The organism is Streptomyces sp. NPDC030021, assembly GCF_055574035.1.
The window spans coordinates 410,426-423,116 of the sequence record NZ_JBVIAH010000004.1 but is presented as its reverse complement, the minus strand read 5'-3'; the positions used below and the strand labels follow the sequence as shown (position 1 = coordinate 423,116).

The window sequence follows — 12,691 nt, the reverse complement described above, 5'->3', positions numbered from 1 at the left end:
TGCGGGTTTCCTGCTGATGGGGTCATGTTCGATCGTAGGCGGGCGCGATCATCCACGCGCCCGGTCCCCCTACTGGCAGCGCGGCGGCAGGCTCAAGGCTCACAGAGGCGTACGGCGAGGGCGGCGATGTCGTCGTCGAGGCGTCCCTTGCTGTGGCGGAGGAGGTCGCGGTGCAGAGCCGTGAGCAGTTCGTCGGGCGGTGTCGGGGGCTGTCGACGCATCCAGGCCGCCAACGGGAAGAACTCGCCGTCGCGGGCACGGGCCTCGGCGATCCCGTCCGTATAGAGGAGCAGCAGGTCGTCGGGGGCGAAGTCGAAGGTGTCGACGCTGTAGTGGTCGCCGATCAGCTCCGCGAGGCTGAGCAGGGGAGAGGGGGTCGTGGACTCAAGGGTGAGGACCTTCCCGTGGTTCAGGAGCAGCGGCGGCGGGTGGCCGCAGTTGAGGATGTCGATACGTCTGCCCCCGTGCGGGATCTGGACGAGAAGGGCGGTGGCGAACCGCTCCAACGGCCCCTCGGGAGGGAAGGCGCCGTTGTAACGGGTGCTGCTGGCGTCCATTCGGCGGGCGACGTCGACCAGGTCGGTCTCCCCGTACGCGGCCTCCCGGAAGGCGTTCACGATCGCCGCGGCCGCCCCCACCGCCGGCAGGCCCTTGCCTCGCACGTCACCGATGAGCAGCCGGACCCCGAACGGCGTGTCGACCACCTCGTAGAAGTCCCCGCCGATGCGGGCCTCGGCCGCGGCCGCGAGGTACAGCGACTCGATCTCGATGCCGCCGAAGCGGCGGGGCAGAGGGCTGAGCACCACCTGCTGCGCCGCGTCGGCGACGAGCCGTACCTGGAAGAGGGTGCGTTCCCGCTGGAGCCGGACATGGCTTCCGTACGCGGCGGCCACGGTGACCGCGATGATCCCCGCGGCCGTCCACCACGTCCCCAGGTCGGGGAAGACGAAGCTGAGGCCGATCATCAGGATGAGACAGACCGTCCCGAGCAGGACGGTGGGCAGCACCGGCCACATGGCGGCGGCAAGGGCCGGCGCCGCGGGCAGGAGACGACTGAAGGCCATTTCCGGCGGAGTGTTGTACGCCAGGCTGGCGATGACGACGGTCAGGATGACCGGCGACAGCCGCACAAGTCTTCCCGGGCCAGGGCGCCTGCGTAGCCGCGGCCGTCCAGACTCGATCACACTTCACAGGATATCTACGTAATCGGGTCACAGCGCTCTGACGGTCGGGGTCGGCCGCCCGCCCCGGATCATGCGGCCACCGTCGCGGGTCCATCGGGATCGCGTGGCCGCCGGCCGTCGTGTCAGGCCCTACAGGCAGGCCGACCAGGCAAAACGCGGGGCATCCGGCCGCTTCGGACGCATCCTGTGCTTCGTCACGGCACTCCGGTTGCGGACAGTGGCTGTCCGTGAGGGCGAAGGGGTGCTCTCGGTTCTTCGGCGTACCGGGGCCCCTGGGCCGAGCCCGGCAGGCCGAGGGGGCACCGGGGAGAACCGTGGCCGGTCAGCCTGCCTGTGGCCGGACTCGGATGCTGTTCCGTGTTACTCCAGTGGGCTGACGTGGGGCATGTGAAGTGCCACGATGATCCGTGCTTCAACAGTGTGCCGGACGGGACGCGGTGAGTGCGGTGACAGCGTGTCCCGGAGGCAGCCCTACCCCACGAAAGGGCGGACACCCCATGCGCGTCACCCCCCTCGTATCGTCCTTACCCGGCGGCCAGGGCTCGGCCGCGGACGATCCCATACGGCTCTATTACAGCCACAAGACGCAGGAGATCCTGCACAAGTACGGCCCGGGCCCGCGTGTCCACTTCCACGTGGGCCTCTACCCGGACGGCCCGCCGGACAGTACCGCCCCCCAGAACGTGCTGAAGCAGCGCATGCTCGACGCGCAGGAGCGGATAGTCGAGCACGCGGCCCGGTCGTGGGGCGCGTACGACGTGTCGCCCCGGCGCCTGCTCGACATCGGCTGTGGCCTGGGCGGTACGTCGCTGTACTGGGCGCAGGAGCACGGAGCATCGGTCACCAGCCTCACCGTCGCGGCGGAACACATCCCGATCGTCCGGCACTTCGCCCGGCACGCCGGGGTCGGCGAACGGGTGAGGCCCGTACTGGGGGATGTGCACGACCTGGACGAGACCTGTGCGTACGATGCCGTCTACGCCAACGAGAGCAGCGGCTACACCGACCGGACCCGACTCTTCGAGGTCGTCGCCAAGGCGCTGGAGCCCGGTGGATGGTTCGGGATCCAGGAGCACTTCGTGGGCCGCTCCGCATGGCGCGAGTTCATCGACGGCTACTACAGAACGCGACTGGGGCTGAGAGGGGAGTACCTCGCCGCAGCCGAGGCGGCCGGGTTTGAACTCGTGCACGAGGAGGACGTGACGGACTCGGTGGCGGAGTTCTGGGTGCAGTCCATGGCGTGGAACACCGCCGAACTCGACCGGCTCCGCGCGGACGCCGGCGCCCGGCCCGGTGCCTGGACCGGCGAACGGCTCGAACAGTCGACGCTCGCGCACAGCAGGTTCTTCCGGCTCTGGCGTGACCACGCGGTGCAGACGCGGCTGCTGCACTTCCGGATCGGGGGCCGCCGATGACGACGTCACCGGCACCGGCACAGCGTCCCTCGCTCCTCGGTACGCGCCTGCCGTCGTTCTACTGCCCCCTGGAGCGTGACCTCGTCCATCCCGAGGCGAAGCAGGTGGAGGCGCTGGCGGTCGAGTGGCTGGACGCCTTCGGCGTCTACCCCGATCCGGTCGAGCGCGCATGGGGTCTCGCCACCCACAGCGCCGACTTCTCCTGCCGCATCATCCCCGACGGGAACGTGGAGGCCCTCCTGCTCTTCACCGAATGGAACTACTGGGCCAACGCCGTCGACGACTGGCAGGATTCGGGTTCCGACGAGGTGGGGACGGGTGCCGTCGTCGAACACGGCGTACGTCTGCTGCGCACCATCGAGGACCCGGGAGCCTCGGTGCTGCCCGACGGACCGATGACCCGTGCGCTGCTGGACCTGGTGCGCCGCACCCATGCGATGCTCACGCCCTACGAGCTGCGCAGGTTCGCCGAGGGGACGCGCGACTGGCTGCTCGGAGCAGCCTGGCGGGGCGCCCGGGCCGAGGCCGGGATCATGCCGGGGCTGAACGACTTCGTCGCCATGGGGCCGCTGGCGAACGGTACGCGCTTCTCGCTGACCTGGTCCGGAGTCGCACGCGGGGACCGGATGCCGGCGGAGGTGCTCTGCTCCCGCGCTCTGACGGCACTGACGGATGCGGCGGGATTCGTCGTCAGCGCGGACAACGACCTGTTCTCCTACGACAAGGACGACCACCTGGAGCCGAGGGAGGTGAATCTCGTCAATGTCCTCGCCCACCAGGAGAACTGCTCGCCCGCGGAGGCCGTGCCGCTCGCGGTGTCCCTGCGTGACCGGGTGATGGTCCGCTTCACGACGCTGCGGGCCCGGATGGAGGCCGGCGCGAACGCGGAACTGCGCCGCCACCTGGCGGCGTTGGGACACTACGTGGCCGGCTCCATCGCCTGGCAGAGCCGGGCACCCCGGTACGCGAGCCCGCGCAACCGGCACGAACTGCCCCTGGCGGAAGCCCGGTTCGCGATCCGGTACGCCGACGTCCCCAGCTTCGCCGGGACCGAGCCGCCGGATGTGCCGGCCCTCGCCTCCTGGTGGCAGCAGGTGCACGACTGAGTGATACCGAGGGGCCCGGGCGCTTCGCCCGGGCCCCTCGGCCCGGAAGCCGTCAGCCGTCAGCCGAGGCCGAGCAGCCGCCGCCACCAGCTGACGCCGCGGCGGCGGCCCGCGACCGCGGGCGCTGCCGTCGGCCGGGGCGGGACGGGCGCGTGCACGGGGTGCCCGGCCGGCTGCTCGTCCTGGGGCTGCGCGTTCGGTACGGAGCGCGGGGCGAACCGTACCGGCAGGGACAGCAGGTGGCGTGACATGAGGGTGCCGCGCCATTGCAGCTCGCTGGCGTCGACCGCCAGCTGGAGGTCGGGCAACCGGTCCAGCAGGACCTCGATGCCGGTGTCCGCGATGGCGCGGCCGATGTCCTGGCCCGGGCACTCGTGCGGGCCGCTGCTGAAGGCCAGGTGGGAACGGTTGCCGTGGACGGAGGCCGCGGGATCCGGCCGGATCTGCGGGTCGGCGTTGCCCGCGGCCAGCCCGAGCAGGATCATGTCGCCGGCCTTCACCTCCCGGCCGCCGAGCACGGTGTCACCGGTGGCCCAGCGCCCGATGATCGTGTTGATCGGCGGGTCGTCCCACAGGACTTGTTCCAGGGCGTCGGGCAGCGTCATGTGGCCTCCGGAGAGGCTGGCCCGGAAGCGCGGGTCGGTCAGCACGGTCCGCAGCGTGTTGGCGATGAGGTTGGCGGTGGTCTCGTAGGCCGCGATGAGCACGACCCGCAGGTGCATCAGCACTTCGGTGTCGCTCAGGTTCGCGGGGTGCTCGATCAGCCAGGACGCGAGGTCGCGCACGGGCGTGGCCTTGCGCTCCGCGACCAGGTGTTCCAGCGTGGCGGTGACGTAGCGGTCGCTCTGGAGGGCCGTCTCGGTCCCCTGGAGCATGTCGCGCGCCGCGTTGACCAGCAGGGGTCCGTGTTCGTCGGGTGCCCCGATGAGCTGGGTCATGACCAGCATCGGGAGCTGGTCGGAGAAGGCGGACACCAGGTCGGCGTACCCCTCACCCGCGATCTGGTCGACGAGCTGGTTGGCGAAGCGGGTCACGTAGCGGCGGATGCCGCGCTTGTCGAAGCGCTCCAGGGACTCCACCACGGCCGAGCGCAGCCGCTCGTGGACGGGCCCGTCGGTGAAGTTGCACACCGGTACCCAGGAGACCATGGGGCCGAGCGGGGTGTCGGCCGGCACCCGGCCCTCTTTCATGTCGCGCCACCCCCGCGGGTCGCGGGCGAAGCGCGAGGACGTGCGTGCCACGTCCAGGTTCTCCTGGTGGCCGAGGACCAGCCAGGCCGGGAGGTCCCCGCTCACCAGTACAGGGGCCACGGCCCCGTGTTCGGCCCGCAGCTTCTCGTACAGTGCGAGGGGATCGGCCTGGGCCTCCGCCCCGTGGAGGCGGTACAGGCCGCCGGCGGTCGCCGCCGCCGCGTGGGCGGGGCACTCGGGCGGTGGGGTGGGGCTGTTATTCACATTGCCTCCTGGGTGGCTGCCTGGGAGTGCAGGTAGCGCATGAGGGTCAGCAGGACATCGCGGGACGAGTCCCGCCGTCTGGCATCGCAGACGAGGATCGGGACCGCGGGGGGCAGATCGAGGGCCTGGCGCAGTTCCTCCAGCGGATGCTCGGGTGCGCCGGGGAAGGAGTTGACGGCCACGACGAAGGGGACGCCCCGCTCCTCCAGCCGTCCGATGACATCGAAGCTGATCTCCAGCCGGCGGGTGTCGAGGAGTACGACCGCTCCGAGCGCACCCTCGAAGAGCCCGCGCCACAGGAACCAGAAACGCTCCTGGCCAGGTGTTCCGAACAGGTACAGGACGAGCTCGTCGTTGATGCTGATGCGGCCGAAGTCCATGGCGACGGTGGTGGTGATCTTGCGGTCCACGCCCCAGGTGTCGTCTACGCCGACGCCGGCCCGGGTCATCGTCTCCTCGGTCGTCAGCGGCTTGATCTCGCTGACCGCACCGACCATCGTCGTCTTGCCCACACCGAATCCGCCGACGATGACGACTTTCACGGCGGCCGCGGCCGTCTGCGGGAGTATGTCCGCCTCACGCGGCCCGGCGGGCGGGTCAGAGCTTCTGAAGTCCATCGATCACTGCCTCGATCAGAGCAAGGTCGGGTAGCTGCGCGGCGGGAACGGGCGGACGGACGTACACGCGTCGAGCGGCCATCAGGTCCCCGACCAGCACGGTGACGACGCTCACGGGCAGGCCCGCGTACGCGGCGATCTCGGCCACCGACAGCGGTGACTGGCACATCCGCAGGATGGCCGCCTGCTCGGGCTGCATCTCGGGCCGGGCGGACCCTTTGGCCACGACTAAGGTCACAAGGTCCAGATGGACGGCGGTGGAGGGTCCACTGCGTCCGCCGGTGATGACGTAGAGCCGTTCGGGGCTGCCGTCCTCCCAGCTTGTGGGCGGCTCATTCACGCGGGCTGCCCGTCATGTCGGGGCGGGCTGCTCAGGTGGTCCCCCATTCGGGTCACCAGGTTGCGCATCTGCGAGCCCATCAGGCCCGCGTCCACGCCCTCGTCGGCGAGGACCGCGAGGTAGGAGCCGTCGCCGGCGGCCATCAGGTAGAAGAACCCGCCGTCCATCTCGATCACGACCAGGCGCATCCTGCCCTCCGAGCGGGGCAGTTCCGCGGCCACCGCTCCGGCCAGGCTCTGCAGGCCCGCGCAGGCCGCCGCCAGGCGGTCGGCCGTGTCGGTCTCGGCCCCGTACTGCGCCACGCAGAGCCCGTCCGCGGACAGGACGATCACGTGCCGCGTCTGCGGCACTCCGGCGGCCAGGTCCTTGAGCATCCAGTCCATGCTGCTGATTCGCTGAGTCATCATTGTTACGCCCCCTTGGTCGCTGAACCCGACGTTCCTTCGGTGCCCGGCACATCGTGGCCGGGGGTGCCGGACAGTCCGCTGTGGAACGCCTCCAGCCACATTCCGGGGCCGCCGTCGTCCGCAGGCCGGGGCTCCGCGGCCGGCCGGGCGTCGGCGGTGGTCACACGGTCCTTCCGGCGCCGCTGCGGCAGGCCGGTCGCGGTACGTGCGCCGGCCTCCGGCTGCCCGGCGCCGACGGGCGCAGGCCTGGGCACCGGAGCCGGCCGGGGCGCGGGCGCGCCCACGCCCGCCGACGAGCGGTCGAAGGGGTGCTCGCGCGGTGTGGCGGCCACGGCCCTGGGCCCCGAGGAGGAGCCGATGCCGTGGGCGAGACCGGTCGCGGAGGACGCCGTGGTGATCAGGTGCTGCGGCACGATCACCACGGCGCGGACGCCGCCGTACGCGGACGAGCGCAGGGACACCTGGAACCCGTAGGCCTGTGCCAGCCGGCCGACCACCGCCAGACCCAGCCTGGGCGTCTCGCCCAGGTCGTTGAGGTCGATGCCGGACTGGGCCTGGGCGAGCATCTTCTCCGCCCGGCTGCGGGCCTCCTCGCTCATGCTCAGGCCGCCGTCCTCGATCTCCACGGCGATGCCCGACTGCACCTCGACGGCCGTGAGGTGGACCCGGGTGTGCGGCGGTGAGTACCGGGTGGCGTTGTCCAGCAGCTCCGCCAGGGTGTGGATCAGCGGCTCCACGACGGGACCGACGACGGCGACCTCGGAGACCGAGTGCAGCTCAACCCGCTGGTAGTCGATGATCCTCGACATCGCGCCGCGCATCACGCTGTACAGGGTGACGGCCCTGCTCCACTGGCGGCCGGGGCGCGCGCCGCCGAGGACCGAGATGGAATCGGCGAGCCGGCCGATCAGCGCGGTGCCGTGGTCGAGCCGCAGCAGGTCGCCGAACACGTCCGGGTTGCTCCCGTGCCGGTCCTCCATCTCGCGCATCTCGTGGGCCTGCTGATGGACGATCGCCTGCACGCGCCGGGCGACGTTCACGAAGGCCCGCTGCGCCGAGTCGCGCAGGCTCTCCTCGTTGTCGACCGCGTCGACGACGTGGGCCAGCACGGCCTGGAGGGCGGCTCTGAAGCGCGGGGTCAGGGCCTCGTCGTCGCCCCAGCGGCTGCCGTGGCCGCCGCGCCCTCCCAGGGCGGTCAGCACCTCCTCGGCCAGCTCGCCCTTGCGCAGCCGCTCGATGGCCTCGGGCAGCACCGACTGGGACAGCCGGGCCGCCTCGGTCTCCTGCCTGGCCAGGGCGTGCTGGAGAGCCGCGACCTGGGCGCGCCCGGCGGCGAGCGCGCGGCCGCGCCGCCGCGCCTCGACGAAGACCGCCGCGGTGCACACGGCGCCGACGGCGATCAGCACGGTGCCGAGCGGTCCCGAGGAGGAAGCAAGTGCCCCTACCAGGCAGGCGGCGGCCACGACCGCGATCGCGGGCAGCATCCGGCTTGCTCTTCCCTCCAGGTGGGCACTTTCGGGGGGCGTACCTCTTTGCTCCATCGGCGTCCTCGAACTATCGAAAAAGGGGGGCCTTCTGACCGGTGGGCGGGAGCATAACTACGCCCAACTGCCCTGATGTGGGCTTTCGTTGGAGTTCATCGGACCGGAGGAACCGTTATGCGCCATCGATGACGTCGAATTCCGGCGAGGATCCGGGCCCGCGCACGGCGCGCGGTGGCGTAACGGGAGGTGGGCGGCGCGCCGGCCCCGTTCGGCGCGCGGGAATCCGCGCGCGCATTCCTATCGGTTCCGGCCGCACCCCCTGGCTCGCGGGTGGCGGCCGGGACCGAAATGCGCTAGGGGGTGGGACGGGCCGCGCCGAGGCCGGTGAGCAGGACGTCGAGGGCGAGGTCGGTCGCCTCGTCCAGCGGCGTGTCCTCGAGCAGGGAGCCGACGGCCAGGGCCGCGAGGCCGTGCACCACGGAGAAGGCGACCTGGGCGAGCCGGGCCGGGTCGCCCGCCCGTACGACGCCCTCCTGCTGCGCGAGGGCGATCAGTTCGGCGGCGATCTCCAGGCTCTGGTGGCCGAGCTCGCGGAGTTCGGCGCTGGAGTGGTCGGCGTGCTTGGCCGTGAACATCAGGCTCAGCAGCGGGGCGTGCGCGACGGCGAAGCCGATGTACGCGCGGCCCATGCAGGCGAGCCGGGTGGTGACGGGGCCGGGCTCGCCCACGGCGGCCCGGAGGCGTTCGTTGAGCCGGGTGAAGCCGCCCACGGCGAGCGCGTCCAGCAGCGCCTGCCGGTCGCGGAAGTGGCGGCCGGGCGCCGCATGGCTGACGCCGAGGTCCCGTGCGAGGGCGCGGAGGGAGAGGCTGTCCGCCCCCGAGGCCGTGAGCACGTCCTCCGCGCGCGCCAGCAGCGCCTCCCTGAGATTGCCGTGGTGATAGGGCGCATCGGCGTCGGCCAAAGCGGTCTCCTCCCTCGATGTTGTCATTGACAACAATGTTTGCTCTGCCTACATTCAAGTATCGACCATCAACCGGAGTCCCGGAACGGAGCGCCGACCCATGTCTATGACATACCGCGGAACCACAGCCCTGATCACCGGGGCGAGTGCAGGCCTCGGCGTCGAGTTCGCCCGGCAGTGGGCCGAGCGCGGAGCGGACGTCGTCCTCGTCGCCCGGCGCGTCGACCGGCTGGAGGAGCTGGCGGCGGACCTGGAGCGCCGGTACGGGGTCACGGCCCGCCCGATCGCCGCCGACCTCGCCCGGCCCGGCGCCGCGGCAGCGCTGCGCGCGGAGCTCGACGCACTCGGCGTACCGGTCCATACGCTGGTCAACAACGCGGGCTTCGGCACCCACGGCCCCTTCGCCGACGAGGACCCCGCCAGGATCAGCGAGATGATCCAGCTCAACGTGCTCGCGGTCACGGAACTGACCAGAGAGTTCCTGCCCGGCCTGACGGCCGACGGCCGGGGCGCCCTCGTCACCGTGGCCAGTGCGGCCGCCTACCAGCCGACCCCGGCGATGGCGGTCTACGGCGCCACGAAGGCCTTCGTCCTGAACTTCACCGAGGCCGTCGCGTACGAGACGCGCGCCTCCTCCCTGCGGGTGCTCGCCGTCTCGCCGGGGCCGGTCCGCACCGAGTTCTTCGACGTCGTCGGCAGCCGGGACGCCGCCGTGGGCCGGATGGCCACCCCGGAGCAGGTCGTCACCGCCACGCGCCGGGCACTGGAACGCGGCAAGACCCCGCCCAGCATCGTCGTCGGCCTCGGCAACCGGCTCTCCGCCACCGCGTCCGCCCTGGTCCCCCGCCGCCTCGCACTGACCGTGGCAGGGCGCGCCCTCAAGGCATGACCGGACACACCTGAACGCCGGAGGGCGGGCCGTCACAGGGGTGACGGCCCGCCCTCCGGTCCTTCGGGGAGTGCGCACGGAGCCGGACGCTCCCCCGTGGACGTCCGGCTCGGGCGCCCCTCGCGCGACGGCGGACAGGCCTACCAGGCGGCGCGGCAGTTCAGCAGCTTGGTGGTGCCGACCTTGCGGTCGCAGGCGTAGGCCTTCACGTCCTTCTTGTTCTTGAAGGTCCAGCTCTTCGTGCCGTTGACCACCGCCACGTAGTTCTTCACCGAGTGCCAGGCCCCGTCCTTCCAGTCCTGGTAGGCCAGGGCCAGGACGGCCTCGTAACCGTCGCCCGCCACCTTGTCCTTGGCGGTGGAGCCCTGGAATGACCCGGAGTAGAGCTTCTCGCCGGTCTGCGGGATCGTTCCCGACACGTGGTACTCGTAGGTGCCGCTGATCTCGGCCTTGCCGCTGGTGGAGGTCTGGTAGAAGCCGATGGTGGCCGCGCTCGCGGTGCCCGCCAGCCCGATCACGAGGGCCGAGGCGACGGCGGAGGCTCCGACGAGCGTGCGCTTCACAAGAGTGGTCATGGCTGTGTCTCCCTTGCTCGGGGAATCAGAAGTCGATCGGTGCGCCGCCGCCGCGGTGTGCCCCGGCGGCCGGCCAGACAGAAAGCTAGGCGGGCCGGCGGCCGCCCGGCGGCACGCACCGGGATGATTCAGGCCTCCACCCGGTGCGGGTGGCGGACGTCCCGGCTGCAACCGCGGCGGTAGCCGGACCATGCGTACGTGGTAGGGCCCGGTCCTGCGGCAGGCCCATGGCCCAGCCGCCTGATGGCCCGTAAGCTGCGCCGATGCACGCTGGATCGGGATTCCTCGACAGGCTCGGGGGAAGGTACCGGCCGCTGGCGGTCGACTCGTTGCTCGCGCTGGGCTACGTCGGCGCAGGGCTGTTGCTGGGGCAGGAGCAGCCGCCGGCCGGATGGCGGTCCGTGGACGGGCTGGGGGCGGTCCTGACCGCCCTGGTGGGTCTGGTCATGGTGGCCCGCCGCTTCGCGCCCGTCGTGGTGTTCGGCGCCAGCAGTGCGCTGTGGACCGTGTTCATCGCCTGCGGGTACTGGCCGGTGGTCAATTCGATGCCCCCGCTCCTGGGCCTGTACACGGTGGCGGCGACCCGTCGCCCCCGAACCGCACTCGTGTGCACGGCCGTTGTGGCCGGGGTGTGGGTGTACGCCGGGATCGGCAACATCGACCACAGCTCCATGCCGACCGTCCTCGCCCAGGCGGTCCTGTTCCCGGCCGTCGTCCTCGTCGTCGGGCGCGGCTCGGGAGCACTCGCCGAACGGAACAGGCAGTTCGCCGAACTGACCTCCCAGCTGCGCAGACAGCAGGAGGAGAACGCACTCCGGGCCCTCACGGAGGAGCGGGTGCGCATCGCGCGGGAACTGCACGACGTGGTCGCACACCACATGTCGGTGATCTCACTCCAGGCGGGCATGGCCTCGTACGTGTTCCCGACGGACCCGGCGGCGAGCCGGCGGGCCCTGGACACCATCGCCGACACCAGCAGGGAGGCGCTGGAGGAGATGCGCCGGATGCTCGCACTCCTGCGCGTCGGCCAGGAAGGGCAGCGGGACGGACAAGGGGAGGACGGAGCCGCCTACGCCCCGGCCCCCGGGCTCGACCTGCTGGACCGGCTGCTGGAGCGGGTACGGGGCGCGGGGGCCGAGGTCACCATGGAGATCGCGGGACCCCCGGTCCGGCTTCCGCAGGGCATGGCGCTGTGCGTCTACCGAGTCGTCCAGGAGGCGCTGACGAACGTGCTCAAGCACGCGGGACCGACCCGGGCGGCCGTGACCATCCGTTACGAACGCCGCACCATCGTGGTGCGCGTGACGAACGAGGGAGGCGGCAACTTCCAGCCAAACAGGGAGATGTCACCTGGTCACGGCTTGATCGGCATGAGGGAGCGCGCGAAGATCTACGGCGGATCGGTCACCGCCGGCCCCCGCGCCCTCGGCGGATTCGAGGTACGGCTCACCCTTCCGGCGCCCACCACCAGTGACCGGCCGGGTGGTCTCCCGGCCCCGGGCACCGGGGACGTCCCTATCCGATGAGGACCGAATTCCCCGATGCCCACGGTACTGGTGGTCGACGATCAACTGCTCATCCGTGCCGGACTGGTGTCCCTGCTGAACGCCGCGCCAGGGCTGTGCGTGGTCGGCGAGGCGTGCGACGGGGAAGAAGCCGTCCGGCTGGCCGAGGCCACCGCACCCGATGTCATCCTCATGGACCTCCGGATGCCGGGCACCGACGGCATCACCGCGACGCAGCGCATCCTTCGCCGCGCGGGTGACACGGGTGACACACCGCCGAAGATCCTGGTGCTGACCACCTTCGACCTCGACGAATACGTCTACAACGCCCTTCGTGCGGGCGCCTGCGGGTTCCTGCTCAAGGAGACGCCCCCCGAGCGCCTGGTCGCCGCCATCCATACCGTCGCCTCGGGCGACATGCTCTTCGCGCCGACCGTCACCAGGCGCCTGATCGAGGCGTACCACCCGGGGCCGACACCGCCGGGGGCGATCGCCCCGGACTGGCACACCGTGACCGGCCGTGAGCGCGATGTCCTGCGTCTCGTGGCCACGGGCGCGACGAACACGGAAGTCGCCCAGCAGCTCTTCATCAGCGAAGCCACCGTGAAGACCCACCTCAACCGCGCGATGGCCAAGCTCGGGCTCTCCAGCCGCGCCCAGGTCGTCGTCTTCGCCTACGAGACGGCGCTCGTGACGCCGGGTGGCCCGACGAGCCTCCCCGGCTCCGGCCCTGCTGCGGGCGGGCCGGGCTGA

The 12,691-nt window shown here is 71.4% G+C and carries 13 protein-coding genes; 5 read left to right on the top strand and 8 right to left on the bottom strand.

The annotated features are described in order from the left end of the window. Window positions 1-92 precede the first annotated feature (92 nt). On the bottom strand, window positions 93-1,130 hold the full coding sequence (locus tag ACZ4YL_RS10820) for a PP2C family protein-serine/threonine phosphatase (RefSeq protein ID WP_468115426.1): 1,038 nt from the start codon (window positions 1,128-1,130) through the stop codon (window positions 93-95). A 551-nt stretch (window positions 1,131-1,681) separates the two neighbouring features. On the opposite strand from ACZ4YL_RS10820, the gene ACZ4YL_RS10815 reads away from it, so the two are divergent. Together ACZ4YL_RS10815 and ACZ4YL_RS10810 are read left to right on the top strand one after the other, a co-directional pair. Further along, window positions 1,682-2,599 (top strand): SAM-dependent methyltransferase, encoded by a 918-nt coding sequence (locus ACZ4YL_RS10815; protein ID WP_468115424.1) that lies wholly within the window; start codon window positions 1,682-1,684, stop codon window positions 2,597-2,599. Then, a complete protein-coding gene (locus ACZ4YL_RS10810; RefSeq protein ID WP_468115422.1) occupies window positions 2,596-3,705 on the top strand; it encodes a terpene synthase family protein in 1,110 nt (369 codons plus the stop codon). The genes ACZ4YL_RS10815 and ACZ4YL_RS10810 overlap by 4 nt, the downstream gene beginning before the upstream one ends. 59 nt (window positions 3,706-3,764) lie before the next feature. On the opposite strand, the gene ACZ4YL_RS10805 is transcribed toward ACZ4YL_RS10810, so the two are convergent. The 6 genes from ACZ4YL_RS10805 to ACZ4YL_RS10780 form a co-directional block, all read right to left on the bottom strand. Further along, window positions 3,765-5,159, bottom strand: a complete 1,395-nt coding sequence (locus tag ACZ4YL_RS10805; RefSeq protein WP_468115421.1) for a cytochrome P450 — start codon at window positions 5,157-5,159, stop codon at window positions 3,765-3,767. Further along, a complete protein-coding gene (locus ACZ4YL_RS10800; protein WP_314245026.1) occupies window positions 5,156-5,776 on the bottom strand; it encodes a GTP-binding protein in 621 nt (206 codons plus the stop codon). Before ACZ4YL_RS10800 ends, ACZ4YL_RS10805 begins: the two co-directional genes overlap by 4 nt. Further along, a complete protein-coding gene (locus ACZ4YL_RS10795) occupies window positions 5,757-6,116 on the bottom strand; it encodes a DUF742 domain-containing protein (RefSeq protein ID WP_351155422.1) in 360 nt (119 codons plus the stop codon). The genes ACZ4YL_RS10800 and ACZ4YL_RS10795 overlap by 20 nt, the downstream gene beginning before the upstream one ends. Continuing rightward, window positions 6,113-6,523 carry a roadblock/LC7 domain-containing protein gene (locus ACZ4YL_RS10790; protein WP_468115418.1) on the bottom strand — a complete coding sequence of 137 codons (411 nt, stop codon included), beginning with the start codon at window positions 6,521-6,523 and terminating at the stop codon, window positions 6,113-6,115. The genes ACZ4YL_RS10795 and ACZ4YL_RS10790 overlap by 4 nt, the downstream gene beginning before the upstream one ends. 2 nt (window positions 6,524-6,525) lie before the next feature. Further along, window positions 6,526-8,007, bottom strand: coding sequence for a sensor histidine kinase (locus tag ACZ4YL_RS10785; RefSeq protein WP_468115416.1), 1,482 nt, complete (start codon window positions 8,005-8,007; stop codon window positions 6,526-6,528). A 353-nt stretch (window positions 8,008-8,360) separates the two neighbouring features. After that, a complete protein-coding gene (locus ACZ4YL_RS10780; RefSeq protein ID WP_468115414.1) occupies window positions 8,361-8,996 on the bottom strand; it encodes a TetR/AcrR family transcriptional regulator in 636 nt (211 codons plus the stop codon). A gap of 73 nt (window positions 8,997-9,069) precedes the next feature. Here ACZ4YL_RS10780 and ACZ4YL_RS10775 point away from each other — a divergent pair, with 73 nt between their 5' ends. Then, entirely contained in the window at window positions 9,070-9,858 is a 789-nt protein-coding gene (locus ACZ4YL_RS10775; RefSeq protein WP_468115412.1) for an SDR family NAD(P)-dependent oxidoreductase, read from the top strand. A gap of 140 nt (window positions 9,859-9,998) precedes the next feature. On the opposite strand, the gene ACZ4YL_RS10770 is transcribed toward ACZ4YL_RS10775, so the two are convergent. Beyond that, window positions 9,999-10,433 carry a hypothetical protein gene (locus ACZ4YL_RS10770; RefSeq protein ID WP_468115410.1) on the bottom strand — a complete coding sequence of 145 codons (435 nt, stop codon included), beginning with the start codon at window positions 10,431-10,433 and terminating at the stop codon, window positions 9,999-10,001. Between the two features lie 263 nt (window positions 10,434-10,696). Between ACZ4YL_RS10770 and ACZ4YL_RS10765 the strand changes: the two genes are divergently transcribed. Beyond that, on the top strand, window positions 10,697-11,959 hold the full coding sequence (locus ACZ4YL_RS10765; protein ID WP_468115408.1) for a sensor histidine kinase: 1,263 nt from the start codon (window positions 10,697-10,699) through the stop codon (window positions 11,957-11,959). 15 nt (window positions 11,960-11,974) lie between these two features. Next, a complete protein-coding gene (locus tag ACZ4YL_RS10760; RefSeq protein ID WP_468115407.1) occupies window positions 11,975-12,691 on the top strand; it encodes a response regulator in 717 nt (238 codons plus the stop codon).